Origin of the sequence: Streptococcus varani, from assembly GCF_001375655.1 — a bacterium.
Classification (GTDB): Bacteria; Bacillota; Bacilli; order Lactobacillales; family Streptococcaceae; genus Streptococcus; species Streptococcus varani.
On record NZ_CTEN01000002.1, the window covers coordinates 92,114 to 107,211 of the forward strand.

Consider the following 15,098-nt stretch of genomic DNA (forward strand, 5'->3'; position numbering starts at 1 on the left):
GTGCACCAGGCAATAACCTTCCATATTATCGACCGCTATGTTCTAACTTAAACGCATCAATCATCTCTAAGAATTCATCAAAAAGATAAGAAGCATCATGTGGACCAGGTGCAGCATCTGGATGAAACTGGACCGAGAAGGCTGGGAAGCGACGGTGACGTACGCCCTCCACTGTCTTGTCATTAATCTCTTCATGCGTAATCATGAGATCCTCTGGGAAGTTTTCTCGTGAAACTGCAAATCCATGATTTTGACTAGTAAAATCAACACGGCCAGTCGCAATCTCACGAACGGCATGATTAAAGCCACGATGACCAAATTTCATTTTAAAGGTTCCTGCACCATTTGCTTTGGCGAACAGTTGGTGTCCCATACAGATACCAAAAATGGGGATTTTCCCTTGAACACCACGAATCATGTCCAAAACTTCCGGTACGTCATCTGGATTTCCTGGACCATTTGACAACATGACCCCATCAGGATTCAGTGTCAAAATTTCCTCGGCCCTTGTATCGTAAGGCACGACAGTAATGTTGCACTCCCTCTTGGACAGTTCCCGTAAAATAGAATGTTTAAGTCCAAAGTCAACTAATACTATATTTTTTCCAATGCCCGGAGCTGGATAGGCCGTTTTAGTGGAAACTTCTTCTATATTATTGGTTGGTAAAACAGTGGCACGGAGTTGGTCTGTCAAATGCTCAACGGTATCTCCAGCATTGGCTATCGTTGCCCGCATCGTCCCATGCTGACGAATAATTTTGGTTAGTGCGCGTGTATCAATCCCGGCAATACCCGGTATTTTTTTTGCTTTTAAAAATTCATCGAGAGTCATCTGACTACGCCAATTACTCGGGCGACGAGCCGCTTCTGCCACAACTACTCCCTTACAAGTTGGGATAATGGACTCGTAATCATCACGATTGATGCCGTAATTTCCCACCAAAGGATAGGTAAAGGTCAATATCTGACCATTATAGGATTGATCCGTAATTGATTCTTGATAGCCTGTCATACCAGTATTAAATACAATCTCACCCGTTACATCGAAGTCTGCTCCAAAGGCTTGTCCCTCAAAAATTGTTCCATCTTCTAGGATTAGTAATCTTCTTGACATAATCTTCCTTTCTCTATCTGTCATTCATTCTTGTCTTAAGGGACAGTATCTACATCATTCTAAGCTTTACCGTTGAGAACAGCTTCTAAAATGGCCATCCGAACAAAAACTCCATTGGTCATTTGACTCACAATACGCGATTTTGGTGCTTCTACCAGATGATCATCTATTTCAACATCTCGGTTAACCGGTGCAGGGTGCATGACAATTGCTTCTTCTTTTAAATGTTGGTAGCGAGCTTCTGTCAAACCAAACTGACGATTGTAATCTTCCTTTGAAAAACTATCATGTCCATCATGACGTTCATGTTGAACACGAAGCAACATGAGAACATCCAGTTCATCAATCACATCATCTAAGTCCACATGTTGCCCATAAATATCAAACTCATCTGAATACCACTGGCTAGGCCCAGTAAAGTAGATTGTAGCTCCCAAACGTTTCAAAATTTGCATGTTTGATTTGGCAACCCGCGAATGATTGATATCACCTGCAATGGCAATTTTTAGGCCTTCAAATTGACCGAACTCTTGATAAATGGTCATCAAGTCTAGTAGTGATTGGCTAGGGTGCTGCCCCGAACCATCTCCCCCATTTACAATAGATGTTTGAATCGTCGGACTGTCAATCAACTGTTTGTAGTAATCCACTTCTGAATGGCGAATGACACAGATATCCACTCCCAGAGCGCTCATGGTCAAGATGGTATCATAGAGAGTTTCTCCCTTATTAACGGAACTGGTCCTAGCATCGAAGTCAATCATGCCCATACCCAGTCGAAGTTCCGCCATTTCAAAGGATTTGTGGGTCCTAGTCGAATCTTCGAAGAAAAGATTGGAAGCGTAATATGTTCGATCGTGAATAATTTCAACCTCTCCATTTTTGAATTGGATGCCCCGCTTAATCAGACCGAGAACTTCTTCATTAGAGAGTGTTTCCATTGTAACCAGGTGTTTGAGAGAAACTTTACCATTTGTGATTGTCATGATATTACCTATTTAACCTTTTTGATGAGAGATGTTGAAAAATAAATGAATGATTAGTTTGCTTCTAGTAAGAGAACGGTGTCTTGTCCATCAACTTCAGTCATGTGAACAATGATTTCTTCTGAACGACTGGTTGGAATATTTTTACCAACATAATCTGCTCGAATGGGCAATTCTCTGTGACCGCGGTCAACCAATACGGCCAAGCTGACCCGTGAGGGTCTTCCAAGGCTAACCAGATTGTCAATGGCCGCTCGGATAGTTCGACCAGTATATAAGACATCATCTACTAATATCACATCACGACCATTGATATCGGCTATCATCTCAGTCGTATCTTCTTCTACCTTCACATCATCTCGGAATGGTTTGGTATCTAGTTCACCTAAGGGGACATCTATCCCTTCAAGCTGCTTCAACCTCTCCTGTATACGCTTGGCAATAAAGACACCACGGGTCTTGATCCCAGCAAGGACAATATTATCTAGATCCTTATTGCGCTCAATAATCTCATAAGTGATTCGGGTGATGGCCCGTTTCATCGTCATTTCGTCAACTATTTCTTTTGTTTTCATCAAAAGACCTCCAAAAATTTAGGGAAAATTTCCCATATGTTGAACAAGTAAAATTTCTGAGAAAAACTCAGAAAATGTAGAAGCTAGTCTCAACTTTTGTTTAAACTAGTTTAATGTATGTATCGAGGCTCATTTTGCTTTTTAATACTCTTTGAAAATCAACATTAGATGAGTTAAAGTTCCCTGTCCACCACTAGGTACACCTGCATCGATTTGCCTCATCTTTTGATTTTCTTTGAGTATAAGCGCCCTTGGCCAAGATACACAGAAAAAAACCTCCTTACCAAGGAGGTTTCAGAAAATCTAGGTACAACAAAAAAGTCGCCCCATCTCTACATGATACTCCTTGCTTGCCTCACAGGACAATTCTTAAAGGATTATTAATTTCTTACAGTATAACAAAAAATAAAGGGAGTGACAAACAATTTCCTTTATTTTCTAAACTTTTTTCAATTTTATTTTTTTTTGTTCGGATTTTATGACTGTTCAGTCTTGATTGGTTTCAGTTGCAAAGACTTTAAAAGATAAAGTATATAGCCTGCAAGGATATATACCAGGAAAATAAGGACTGCATGTGTGGCTACATAGCTCCATCCATATTTATAAACATTTAAGAAATAATAAGCAAAAGGGCTGTCTTTTGCATCTGGAATGGGCCATTTTAAAACCAATCCATTAAAAAGAGCAAAGACCATATAAAGAAGAGGGAGGGCGGTCCATCGAACGGGGTCTAAAAAATGATATTGACGACGACGGTCAACAAAGAGCGTATCAAAAAAGAAGTAAAGCGGTGTAATATAGTGGCACAGGATATTCTCTACTCGCCAAAAATGAGTCGCTAAGGGTGCCAACATAAAATGATAAATCACGAAAGTAATCATGATGGACATGGTGACTGCTGCCTTTATTCGTAAGAAATTTCTTGACTGGAGATCGATATTTTTCAACATGGCCATGAGCATGTAGAGAGTAAATAAACTGACCAAGAGATTGGATAAAGTCGTATAGTACATGAGCATGCCAATTCCATTCTTATAGATTTGAATACCAGTTCCTAGACTGGCAAACAGAAACAGAAGGCAACGTGAATAAAATAAGAGTTTATTGTCTTTCATAACTTCCTTTCTTAAAAAAATAAGACTGGACGCATCCAGCCTCACCATTAAATTTTCTTGACAAATTCAGATTTCAGTTTCATAGCACCGAAGCCATCGATTTTACAGTCGATATTATGGTCGCCTTCGACGATACGAATACCCTTAACGCGAGTTCCTTGCTTCAAATCTTTTGGTGCCCCTTTGACCTTCAAGTCTTTGATTAAAGTTACGGTATCCCCATCTGCTAAGCGATTTCCGTTAGCATCAATGGCTACAGGCCCTTCTTCAACAGTTTCTGCTGGATTCCATTCATAGGCACATTCTGGACAGACCAGCATAAGGCCATCCTCATAAACATATTCTGATTGACATTTTGGGCAATTTGGTAAAGTTTCCATTCTTTCTCCTTTATTCTCCTCATTTTTTTGCTCTATCATGTAACGATTTTTTTAGGCATCATTTTGTGGCTGACTTTGTTTGCGTAATTTTTCCAAGGTTTCAAGGAAAATAGCGGGTGGCTCAGCCGTAAAAGTAACCATTTCTCCTGTTTGTGGATGACTAAATCCAAGAGTTTGTGCATGCAAAAATTGACCATGGCCTTTGAGTGTCTTTTTAGGGCCGTAAGCAGGATCACCAGCAACTGGGTGCCCGATATAAGCCATGTGGACACGAATTTGGTGCGTCCGACCTGTCTCCAAGGTTAGCTCAACCAAGCTATATTCGCCAAAACGCTCTAAGACATGGAAGCGAGTCAGAGCTGGTTTTCCTTTTCCTGTAACAGCTTGTTTCTTACGGTCTTTTTCAGAACGACCAATTGGCGCTTCAATGACACCACGATCTTTTGGCAAATTACCATGCACAATGGCCAGGTATTTGCGAAGAGATTTTTTTTCTTTGAGCTCCTCAGCCAATGTGCTATGCGCCTGATCATTCTTAGCAATCATCAAAAGGCCAGATGTATCCTTATCAATGCGATGGACAATCCCAGGGCGCAGGATGCCATTGATACCCGACAAGTCTTTGATATGATACAAGAGTGCATTGACAAGGGTGCCGGAAGTATGTCCAGCTGAGGGGTGAACTACCATCCCTTGAACTTTATTCACAACCGCCACATCAGCATCCTCATAGACAATATCTAAAGGAATATTTTCAGCAACATATTCGACTTCTTCTACTTGTGGAAGTTGGTAACTGATAACATCTCCAGCTTGGACAGCATATTTGGCTTTTTTCAGCTCACCATTAACCAAAACTTGACCTTCTTTGATTTGTTCATTGGCAAGAGAGCGTGACAATTCTGTCAAGTCCGCTAAGGCTTTATCTAATCGGATACCGCCATTTTTAATTTTTAACTCCATGATCCTCTTCTTTCATGATACAAATAAACAAAATCAATACTCCAATGGTTAAATAAGAATCCGCCACATTAAAAATTGGAAAATTAATAAAGTCCAGATGAAACATATCCACCACATATCCAAGACGAATACGATCGATAAAATTTCCCAAACCACCTGCAATAATCAAAGAGAGGCTGGAAAGCAACCAGATACTAGCATTGATATGTTTGATCAAGTACCAAATAGCCCCTGACATGATGACGATGGTAATAATCGTAAAAAAGGCTTGCTGATTTTGCAAAAGCGACCAAGCTGCCCCATAATTTCGTAGATAAGCCAAGCTCATCACATTGGGAATAAATTCCCGTAGAGTGTCCAAAGCAATATTTTCTACTGTCCACCACTTGACCAATTGATCAAGGACAATCAGGAGAATTATTACTAGTGGAAGTCCGTATTTTCTCATTCTTATACCTTTTTCTTATCAAAGTATGTTTGCATCATACTAATAAAATCTTTTGCACATTGACTCAAATCAGTATCTTCACGCTTGACATAGACCATACGATTCCCTTTTTCTTCCTTAAGCGGAATCACCGTGATCCCATGCACACTTTCGCTATCCAAGAAACCAGAACCAGTCGCATACGCATCCGTCCTCTCCAAAATGCCATTTAAGGTTGCCCGATCTGTCACATCAAAGGTCACAGAAGAATCAGAAGTATCAAAGAAATTCTCTGAATAATAGAGGTACTCTTCTTTTTCTTGGGTAAAACGAACAGTTGGCAGACCAACTAAATCTTCCATCTCAATTTCCGTTTGCTTTGCCAAAGGATGACCTTTGCGAATGTAGAGATGAGTTTGAAACTCGATCAACTCAAAAACTTCCAAATGGAGCTTGTGCAGTTTCTGCATAATCCCTTTGGTATTGCGATGATTGAGGTAAATGACTCCCAATTCGCTATACCCCTGTGCCACTTCATCTAAAATTTGAACCGTTGTCGATTCAAAAATGCGAAAATTAGCATACTCCGGATGAGTTGCTGAAAATTCCGTTATCAGTGGGGGCAAAAAATCATAGTGCTGACTAGAAATGGAAAACTCAACACGCTCTTCTTCTGCTTGCAAATATAAATTCTCAAAACTATCAAAGCCCTTGACTAAATTCTGAGCTTTCTCATAAAATTCCATACCACGACGCGTTAAAAAAGCACCTGAACTGGTTCGGTTAAAAATCTTAAACCCCAATTCCTTTTCAAGATCTCGAACAGAGATAGAGAGACTCGGTTGGGAAACAAACATTTTTTCAGCAGCTTCGCGAAAGGTACCACTATTTGCGATAGCTACAACATACCGCAATTGTTGAATATTCATAGATTACTTCCTTTTTTTGCTCTTTACATTATACCACAGAAAGTGACATAAAAGCAGAAATAGGAACGAACAAGCTTCTACATAAACTCGTCCATTCCTATTATAGGTTCTAATTAATCTTCAACCTTATCAATAAACCCTTGTTTATCTAACCATCTTTCTAAGAAATACTGACTGATGCTATTGGTCTCTAGACTTTCCTTAGCTAAAATTGGTGCAAACCATTCTGCCATAGGACCATAGTCATCATTGATCAAAGCTGTAGAATCTTTGATACGACAAACAAAGTTCATCAATAACATCTGTTCTTCTGCCACAACAAGGCTAGAATTGAACTGGATAGAAACCACTTCTAGATTAGTCATACCTTGCAAACTTTCAGCAATCGTTTCCTCTATATTTCTTCCTGATTCTACCATTACTGAAAACAAAGTATTCAAACCAGCATAGCCTTGCTCAAAAAGAAGTATGTTTCTTTCGTTTTCATCATATACGATGGCAGATAAAATCACACCATATTGTGGCAGATGATTTCCTCCACAACAATGAGAGTCATGTCCCTCCTCCTTATGCCGATCTTTTTGACAATTACCACAACAAGACATTTATTTAATCTCCTCTAGTTCTTTTTCTCTATTTTACCATATAACGGGAGATTCTATCTTCCTAAATCAACAATTGGCAAATTCATTCAACCCAAAGTCGATTTAAAACTAAAAATAAATAGTTAAGCTTAGCAAATATTCTCTGAAATATAGTGGGTATCAAAACAAAAAAACAGGCCTTCCGAAAACTCGGAAAGTCTGTTTTATAAGGTTTTTTTACCTTACTTTGCGATTGGGTAAACAGAAACTTGTTTTTTATCGCGACCTTTACGTTCGAAGCGTACAACGCCTTCAACTTTAGCGTAAAGAGTATCATCTCCACCACGACCTACGTTAGTTCCTGGGTAGATTTTAGTACCACGTTGGCGGTAAAGAATAGAACCACCTGATACAGTTTGGCCATCAGCAGCTTTAGCACCAAGGCGTTTCGCTTGTGAATCACGACCGTTTGACGTTGAACCTCCACCTTTTTTGTGGGCGAAGAGGTTTAATTGAGTAAGATTCAAGTTTAACATAATGTTATTCCTCCAAATTTAAGTGTTGACAGTTGTTAGGCTAAACGCTGATTAAGCGTTGATAGCTGAAATAACAACTTTTGTATAAGGTTGACGGTGACCTTGTTTACGGTGAGAACCTTTTTTAGGTTTGTATTTGTATGATACAACTTTCTTTTGTTTGCCTTGTTTTTCAACAGTACCAACAACAGTAGTTCCCTCAACAAGTGGAGTTCCGACAACAGTTTTGTCGCCACCAACAAGAACAACTTCGTTAAAAGTAACTTCTTGTCCTGCTTCTACATCCAATTTTTCAACGTAGATAGCTTGACCAGCTTCAACTTTTACTTGCTTACCGCCAGTTTTAATGATTGCATATGTGCTCATTATGCACCTCCTATGATAATGTGGGTTTCCCCATTTTTTGTGAAGACTCGCCTAGCATCGTGAGCTCAAAGCTGCTTAAAACGATGGTCGTGCGGTTGCACAGGTGTGCATAGTCAACATTACTATATTATCACTCTTGTAAATTTTTTTCAAGAATAAACTATCAATTTTCTTTAATTTTTTGCTTTTAAGAGACGAATTTTCATCCCTGACCATTCAATATACTTGCCAAGTTTTTCAAATTCTTGAATCCGATCTTCATTCTTATTCGTAAGAACTTGATAGACTTCTTCATTTTCAAAATAAAGGTAATCTGTTAAAGTATAGCCATTTTTTTCATAAAATGCCAATCGTTTTAAGCGTAACTTATAGTTTTCGGCATTTTTGTCTAATGGTTCTATCACTAAGAAAATGGGTCTATCCTTGGCTTGCTTTGCCACTGCTTTCAGAATTTTTCCACCATATCCTCTTGAATGAGCATTGCTTGGAACAGCTAAAAAGAGTAGGTAGTAGACATGCTTTGATTTTAAGGAGTAGGAAAAACCGGCAAAGGTTCCCTTATCAAAATAAGCTAAAAAATCAGAACGACCAAAGAATGCCATGATCAGCATCCAAGTCCATGAAATCCTCTCTACTGCTGGAAACGAGTCTTCATATAGTTTCTTAACTTTTTTATAGTGGGGAGATAGGATGGATATTTTCTGAATTTTCATATTTACTACTTATTCTCTTTCATTAATCTTCTTTCTAATTCTAATCGTTGTACTTTCATAGTTGCCGTACGCGGAATCTCCTCGTAATCCATGATGATCGGCGCATTGAGATAGGGAAGATTAGAAACAGCGTCCCACCAAGCTTCCATATCCATTTGACAATCTAATTTTGTCGCAACAAAGGGTTGTGGTTTGCCTTGAGGATCCCGGACCAATACCACTTCTGCCAAGAAAGTCAGCTGATCCAACAGCATATCTTCTAAGGCCAGATTGCTTTGGATGGTTTCAATCAAATCAACCTGACGATCTTTTAAATAGAGGTGACCTTCTTCATCTATGCAACCATAATCACCTGAATCCCACCACTCACCATAGACATTTTCTTGAAAACGTTGGTCTTCCTTAAAGTATGTCAAAGCCCGACCTTTTGAATGGAGATGGATATGTCCATCTTGACCAACAGCTAGAGGATTGCCTTTTTCATCAGCAATGCGGGCCTTGGTCAAATCTCTAAAATCGACCCCCATATCACGTGCATTGGAGTTTGGAAGGCTCTTTCTGGTATGCGCTTTTAAAATCATCGGTCCACATTCACTCTGACCATAGATCTGCAAGAAAATGGCATTTTCGTTCTCAGAAGCTTCAAGAAAAGCTAGCATAGTAGCATTATTGATGGCATCAAAAGTTGAATGGTAATAATTGGTTTTAGCAAAAACAGCAGGATTTTTTCTAGCCAAGTCAGACCACTGTACAAAATGATTTGGATGCGTTTCAACTGCTTGAGGTTGGTGACGCAAGAACATTTTTTCAACCACTTCTGTCTTAGCAGTAGATAGGGGAATGAAAGGGAAGCCCAAAAGCATGAGGGAAGAAATACCAATGTTAAAGCGGGAATGAACTGGTGAGATATGGAAGCCAACTATTCTTCTCTCAGGCATATAATGAAAGATTTCTTTTTGATACTTGGTTCTCCACCCCATGGTCTGGGCAGAATGACAAATCAACTTCGGAATACCAGTCGTACCGGATGTATGTGTAATATAGGCAATTTGATCTTCCGGAAGGGATGTAGATTCCACAAAATCGGACGGAGCAGCCAGCAATTTCGAAACTTCAATTTTATGATTTTCATCAATGGTATCAACTGCATCGACAACTGCTTTTGTAGCCTCATCATAGATAATAAAGGGATTTTCCAAACGCTCAGCAAAGACTCTGATGACTTCCGAAGGAAAATGAAAGGATACCATGACAGGAACTGCGCCCAAAAAGGTAGCCGCTACAGCTAACATATAGGTATCAAAGGCCTGACTTTTAAAGATGATAACCTTATCTCCTTTTGCAAGTCCAAGAGAAGCCAACTGCCCAGCTCGCTTGACGATGGCCTCATGACTAGCTTGATAGGTTGTTTCTGTTCCTAATTCTGGAAAGGCCAGCAATTCTTTATCAAAAATAATCTGGCAATCTGGAAATCGTTCAGAAGCTTCTTTGTAGTTTTGGTAGAGATTGAGAGTACGATAGGGAAACAATTCTGTCATGATAAAAACTCCTTTATGATAGCAAATGAGGTGAATCTGAGCTAATATACTAACGATTAGAGTAAGTCCTCAATCAAGCTATCAACTTGATCTAAAACCTCTTCTTTCGGTGTGATGGTGGTCAACATGATACCGGCTACTGCACGTTCAACCAAACCTTCTACATCCAATCGGGCTTCATATTGCTCTACATTTTTAATTTTTGGATTGGTCTTTGGACGGTCTGGAGCAAAAATCGTACAACAATCTTCAAAAGGTTGGATTGAAATCTCGAAGGTATCGATCTTCTCAGCAATATCGATGATTTCCAGTTTATCCATAGTCACAACTGGACGAATAACTGGTGTATGGGTAACCGCATTGATAGCCTGCATGGATTCCAAAGTTTGACTAGCAACCTGACCGAGACTTTCACCATTGATAATGATCAAAGCATTGCGAACTTCTCTGATACGATCTGTAATGCGCATCATAAAACGCCGCGTCAAGGTCATAAGGTAGGCTTCAGGTGTCTTATTTTTAATCTCTTCTTGAATCTCTGTAAAGGGAACTTCAATAAAAGTAATGTTTCCTCCAAAAGCCGTCAGTTTACGGGTCAAATCCTGAGCTTTTTTAAGGGAACCTGGACTAGTGTAAGGAGGGCTAGCAAAGTGTACGGCTTCAATATCCACACCACGTTTGAGAGCCAAATAGCCTGCTACAGGTGAATCAATTCCACCAGAGAGCATGAGCATCCCTTTTCCTGCGGTACCCACTGGCAGACCGCCAGCACCCCGAATTTCTTCATGGGAAATATAGGCAGCATCTGTACGGATTTCCACACGCAATGCAATGTCTGGTTTTTTCATTTGAACTCGAACAGTTGGAATCACATCAAAAACAGCGTCTCCCAAAGTCTGATTGAGGTCACGACTATCCAGTTCAAAACTATGATCACTCCGTCTAGCAGCTATCTTAAAGGTCATGCCATCCTGATAGATATTTTTCATAATCAACTGGACTGCTTCTTTCAAAGCAGGAACAGACTTGTCAATTTTATAAGAGGGAGCAAAATTTTGAATACCAAAAACTTTCTTTAGGGACTCGGCAACAGCTTGGTAGTCAGCGCCATTCAAGTATACATGCCCACGGTCACGATCGAAGTAAGTTGTAATTTGGGGATAAATAGACAGAGCCTCTTGCACATTTCTTCGTAGTTTATTAATAAACTGCCAGCGATTTTTTCCCTTGGTAGACAATTCGCCATAGCGAATCATAATTTCTGAATAGTTCAATTTTCTTCTCTTCTTTCTTTACTATCAACTCATGAAGCTGATTCCATAACCTCTTCATAAACTGTATTCTTCTAATGCATCCTGCCTAATTTCATCTCGGTTTAAATCAATCAATCTTTTGACAAGTTGATACATCTTCGTATTATCAATTTCAGATTTCAAGATTAAGTCAGTAAACTCAATTGACTCTGACGAATCCAAAGTTTTTTTCTCACCGTTTGATAGATGACAACAGCCATGGCCATCAAATGATATACGAATTAAATATATTTTTCCTTGCTCATCTTTACCGAAATCCATGAATACGCAGCCATCGAGATAGCTTAAATAATAATCTGCTTTTCTAGAAACAGGCAAATTAGTAGCATAAAAACCGAATTCACAATCCTCGTATTCACCTTCATACTCTAACTTCAAACTATCCAATAGATTTCTATTCAAATCTTCCCAAGATTCAGTCATGATTATCTCACCTTCTGTGTTTGAGCGTAGACCTGTTTAAAAATAGTCAAAAATTGCTCAACTTCACTCATATCATTCTCTTCATCTAGACTAATGCGAACTGCAGTCTGAGCTATTTTCTGAGAAACCCCCATAGCAATAAGGGTTCCTGCAGCCTTACCAGCTTTTGAGGAGCAGGCCGATGTCGTTGAAATGTAAATTTGGTGTTTTTCAAAGGCATGAACCGTCACTTCTCCCCTAATATTTTTAATTCCAAAAGTCAAAATATTGGGTAAGAAGTTACTCTTTTGAGAAAAAATGACAACATCAGAATATTGACTTAATTCATCAGCAATAACCTGCTTCATAGCAAGAAGACGACTTTGACCAGCTTCGAACTGATTCAAAGCCAAGCGGAGGGCTTTTGCAGTGGCAGCAATTCCAGCCACATTCTCTGTTGTTGAGCGTTTATCTGATTCCTGACCACCACCTGTCAAGAGAGGACTGATTTTCTTGCCTTCTTTAGCATAGATAAAACCGACCCCTCGAACAGAATGAAACTTATGACCCGAAAAAGTCGCAAAGTCGACACGATCCGTCAAAAAGTCTGATAAGGGCATTTTACCAATGGCTTGAACTGCATCAACATGTAAGCTAATCGTTGGCTTATCCGCTAGCAAATCAGAGATAGCCTTGATTGGTTGTATTGATCCAATCTCATTGTTGGCAGCCATAACAGAAATCAAGATGGTATCTGGACGAATCAGTTCCGCCATTTTCGCTAGATCTAAAAAACCTTCTTTGGTGACTGGTGCTAAATCAATCTCAAACCCTTGAGTTTTTAACCAAAGTGCGGATTCCTTAACAGCTGGATGTTCAATAGAAGAGACGATGATGTGTTTGCCCAGACGAGCTCGTTCAAAGGCAAGGCCCTTGATGACCCAGTTATCGCCTTCTGTTCCACCAGATGTAAAAAAGATTTCCGATGATTTTTTTCCTAACAAATCAGCAATCTGCTTTCTAGATGCTTCTAAAACACGGCTCGCTTGACTGCCCAAATTGTGTAAACTAGAGGGATTTCCCCAAATCTTTGTTGCAACTTCTGTATAGGTTTTTAAAACGTCAGGATAAACCTGAGTTGTCGCTGCATTATCAAAATATATCATTTTTTCTTCCTAATTATCTGCAATAGCCCTATTTTATCACTTTTTACACCTGAATTCCAATACTTTAAGAACATTCTTACAAAAGCAAAAAGCAGGCAAACCTGCTCTTACAATAGCTGCCTCAAGGCATCCAAATCTTCTTGACTAGTTGACCAGGAAGTCGCTAAGCGAATAACAGTGTGATCCTGATCAAATTTTTCCCAAAAACTGTAAACCAAACCAGCTTGGGCCAATCGTTCTAGTTGACGATTCTCCAGCACGATAAACTGTTGATTGGTCGGAGATTCCAAGAAAAAGCGATAACCTTTCTCTTTTAATATATCTTTTAATTGAGTGGCCATCCCAATAGCTTTCTTTCCTAAATCAAAATAAAGATTATTTGTAAAGAAACGATCGAACTGAACGCCGACAACACGACCCTTAGCCAAAAGAGCTCCGTGCTGTTTGACGATAGTTACAAAGTTCCTTGGCTGATTTTTCTTAGTAAAAACGACTGCTTCTCCAATCAAAGCGCCCAACTTAGTCCCACCGATATAGAAAACATCCGTCAATCCAGCAATCGTTGGTAAATCCAAATCCGTTTCTGCTGCCAAAGCGTAACCCAAACGGGCCCCATCAAGAAAGAGAGGAATGGAGTACTGATGACAGATTGTTGACAGTTGAGTTAGTTCTTCTTTTGTATAAAGAGTACCATATTCGGTTGGATGAGAAATATAGACCATCCCTGGAAAAACCATATGTTCATGGTTAGCATCCGCAAAGAAAGTTTCAATATAGTTCTTGACTTCTGCAGCTTTTAGTTTGCCTTCATGATGGGGCAAGGTCAATACCTTGTGCCCTGAGTACTCAATGGCACCTGCTTCATGACTAGCAATATGACCAGTTTCTGCGGCAATGACACCTTCATAGGATTGAAGAAGGGCATCAATGACCACCTGATTGGTCTGAGTACCACCAGCCAAGAAAGTGACTTGAGCATGGGGACAAGCTGTTGCCTGACGAATTTTTTCAATAGCGGATTGGGTATAGCGATCACTTCCATAACCTGAAAGTCCCTCTTCGTTTGATACAATTAATGCTTCAATCAGGTCAGGATGCGCTCCTTTGTTATAAGGCTCTATAATTTCTGTAGTGGGTAAGACCACTATGGAGGTTATGGAGCCTTTTTGAGTGTATACAAAAAGTCCCATATGACCTATAATGAAAAGCGACAAAACCATCATTTTAGAAAGACTCATATGGAACAATTTGATTTTATCACAAACTTACTTGGAATAAAAGACCCTAATATCACCATTTCAGATTATGTGGACGCTGGAAACTCATTCAACAGGATAGCCGTAAACTCAGCGATAAACGCTTTTATCGCCCTACTTTTCGGATGCATTTAACCAACAAAGAGATTCTTAAAAAACTACTTTCTTACTCGCAGGAACTTCGAGAACACTATGAACTTTACCAACTATTGCTTTTTCATTTTCAAAAGAAGCAAGCTGAACATTTCTTTGACCTCATTGAGGAGCTGCTTCCCAGCGTAAATCCCATCTTTCAAACTATTTTTAAAACCTTTTTGAAGGATAAGGACAAGATCATTAACGCATTAGAACTCCCCTATTCAAACGCCAAACTAGACGCTACTAACAACCTCATCAAAGTCATTAAGCGTAATGCCTTTGGTTTCCGGAACTTTGACAACTTTAAATTAAGAATTCTCATCGCTTTGAACATCAAAAAGAAGAGAACCAAGTTGGTCCTCTCCAGGTTATGACTTTTCAGCAACCCACTACAGTTGACAAAGAGCCTGTTATAATCATTTTCAAAATGTAACATAGACTCTACTCCTCTAGAATTTGCAAAAAAACAGAAAAGGTTATCACCCCTTCTGTCTTCTTTAATGAACGAATCCGTCCTGAGGGAATCGAACCCCCATCTCAAGAACCGGAATCTTACGTGATATCCATTACACTAAGGACGGATAATTGGTAGCTGAG

General features: G+C 39.5%; 18 protein-coding genes, 1 tRNA gene, 1 pseudogene and 1 other annotated feature. Of the genes and pseudogenes, 2 read left to right on the forward strand and 18 right to left on the reverse strand.

The window, feature by feature from the left end:
- Window positions 1-25 precede the first annotated feature (25 nt).
- The 17 genes from BN1356_RS03995 to BN1356_RS04075 form a co-directional block, all read right to left on the reverse strand.
- Window positions 26-1,114, reverse strand: a complete 1,089-nt coding sequence (locus BN1356_RS03995; protein ID WP_093650129.1) for a carbamoyl phosphate synthase small subunit — start codon at window positions 1,112-1,114, stop codon at window positions 26-28.
- A gap of 59 nt (window positions 1,115-1,173) precedes the next feature.
- On the reverse strand, window positions 1,174-2,100 hold the full coding sequence (locus BN1356_RS04000; RefSeq protein WP_093650130.1) for an aspartate carbamoyltransferase catalytic subunit: 927 nt from the start codon (window positions 2,098-2,100) through the stop codon (window positions 1,174-1,176).
- A gap of 53 nt (window positions 2,101-2,153) precedes the next feature.
- Window positions 2,154-2,675 carry a bifunctional pyr operon transcriptional regulator/uracil phosphoribosyltransferase PyrR gene (pyrR, locus tag BN1356_RS04005; RefSeq protein WP_093650131.1) on the reverse strand — a complete coding sequence of 174 codons (522 nt, stop codon included), beginning with the start codon at window positions 2,673-2,675 and terminating at the stop codon, window positions 2,154-2,156.
- A gap of 476 nt (window positions 2,676-3,151) precedes the next feature.
- Window positions 3,152-3,790 (reverse strand): Pr6Pr family membrane protein, encoded by a 639-nt coding sequence (locus BN1356_RS04010; RefSeq protein WP_093650504.1) that lies wholly within the window; start codon window positions 3,788-3,790, stop codon window positions 3,152-3,154.
- Window positions 3,791-3,837: 47 nt separating this feature from the next.
- Window positions 3,838-4,170: a zinc ribbon domain-containing protein YjdM gene (locus BN1356_RS04015; RefSeq protein ID WP_093650132.1), complete on the reverse strand. Its 333-nt coding sequence runs from the start codon at window positions 4,168-4,170 to the stop codon at window positions 3,838-3,840.
- A gap of 51 nt (window positions 4,171-4,221) precedes the next feature.
- Window positions 4,222-5,133 carry an RluA family pseudouridine synthase gene (locus BN1356_RS04020; protein ID WP_093650133.1) on the reverse strand — a complete coding sequence of 304 codons (912 nt, stop codon included), beginning with the start codon at window positions 5,131-5,133 and terminating at the stop codon, window positions 4,222-4,224.
- Window positions 5,117-5,581, reverse strand: coding sequence for a signal peptidase II (lspA, locus tag BN1356_RS04025; RefSeq protein ID WP_093650134.1), 465 nt, complete (start codon window positions 5,579-5,581; stop codon window positions 5,117-5,119). Before lspA ends, BN1356_RS04020 begins: the two co-directional genes overlap by 17 nt.
- A 2-nt stretch (window positions 5,582-5,583) precedes the next feature.
- A complete protein-coding gene (locus BN1356_RS04030) occupies window positions 5,584-6,489 on the reverse strand; it encodes a LysR family transcriptional regulator (RefSeq protein WP_093650135.1) in 906 nt (301 codons plus the stop codon).
- Between the two features lie 113 nt (window positions 6,490-6,602).
- On the reverse strand, window positions 6,603-7,094 hold the full coding sequence (locus BN1356_RS04035; RefSeq protein WP_093650136.1) for a hypothetical protein: 492 nt from the start codon (window positions 7,092-7,094) through the stop codon (window positions 6,603-6,605).
- A 221-nt stretch (window positions 7,095-7,315) separates the two neighbouring features.
- Window positions 7,316-7,609 (reverse strand): 50S ribosomal protein L27, encoded by a 294-nt coding sequence (rpmA, locus tag BN1356_RS04040; RefSeq protein WP_093650137.1) that lies wholly within the window; start codon window positions 7,607-7,609, stop codon window positions 7,316-7,318.
- A 51-nt stretch (window positions 7,610-7,660) separates the two neighbouring features.
- Entirely contained in the window at window positions 7,661-7,975 is a 315-nt protein-coding gene (gene rplU / locus BN1356_RS04045) for a 50S ribosomal protein L21 (RefSeq protein ID WP_093650138.1), read from the reverse strand.
- Between the two features lie 33 nt (window positions 7,976-8,008).
- Window positions 8,009-8,082, reverse strand: a sequence feature (ribosomal protein L21 leader region).
- A gap of 66 nt (window positions 8,083-8,148) precedes the next feature.
- Window positions 8,149-8,688: a GNAT family N-acetyltransferase gene (locus tag BN1356_RS04050; RefSeq protein ID WP_093650139.1), complete on the reverse strand. Its 540-nt coding sequence runs from the start codon at window positions 8,686-8,688 to the stop codon at window positions 8,149-8,151.
- 5 nt (window positions 8,689-8,693) lie between these two features.
- On the reverse strand, window positions 8,694-10,226 hold the full coding sequence (locus BN1356_RS04055) for an AMP-binding protein (RefSeq protein WP_093650140.1): 1,533 nt from the start codon (window positions 10,224-10,226) through the stop codon (window positions 8,694-8,696).
- Window positions 10,227-10,282: 56 nt separating this feature from the next.
- Window positions 10,283-11,500 carry a tRNA uracil 4-sulfurtransferase ThiI gene (thiI, locus tag BN1356_RS04060; RefSeq protein WP_093650141.1) on the reverse strand — a complete coding sequence of 406 codons (1,218 nt, stop codon included), beginning with the start codon at window positions 11,498-11,500 and terminating at the stop codon, window positions 10,283-10,285.
- Window positions 11,501-11,554: 54 nt separating this feature from the next.
- Window positions 11,555-11,962, reverse strand: a complete 408-nt coding sequence (locus BN1356_RS04065) for a hypothetical protein (protein ID WP_093650142.1) — start codon at window positions 11,960-11,962, stop codon at window positions 11,555-11,557.
- 2 nt (window positions 11,963-11,964) lie between these two features.
- On the reverse strand, window positions 11,965-13,107 hold the full coding sequence (locus BN1356_RS04070; RefSeq protein ID WP_093650143.1) for a cysteine desulfurase family protein: 1,143 nt from the start codon (window positions 13,105-13,107) through the stop codon (window positions 11,965-11,967).
- 107 nt (window positions 13,108-13,214) lie between these two features.
- Window positions 13,215-14,195 (reverse strand): threonine aldolase family protein, encoded by a 981-nt coding sequence (locus BN1356_RS04075; protein WP_245620309.1) that lies wholly within the window; start codon window positions 14,193-14,195, stop codon window positions 13,215-13,217.
- A gap of 102 nt (window positions 14,196-14,297) precedes the next feature.
- Between BN1356_RS04075 and BN1356_RS12440 the strand changes: the two genes are divergently transcribed.
- On the forward strand, window positions 14,298-14,498 hold the full coding sequence (locus BN1356_RS12440; RefSeq protein ID WP_141651823.1) for a hypothetical protein: 201 nt from the start codon (window positions 14,298-14,300) through the stop codon (window positions 14,496-14,498).
- A pseudogene (locus BN1356_RS04080) lies at window positions 14,420-14,875 on the forward strand (transposase); the annotation flags it as partial. The gene BN1356_RS12440 and the pseudogene BN1356_RS04080, both read left to right, overlap by 79 nt.
- Window positions 14,876-15,010: 135 nt before the next feature.
- Here the strand turns inward: BN1356_RS04080 and BN1356_RS04085 are convergent.
- Window positions 15,011-15,082 (reverse strand) — tRNA-Arg (locus BN1356_RS04085).
- Window positions 15,083-15,098: the final 16 nt, after the last annotated feature.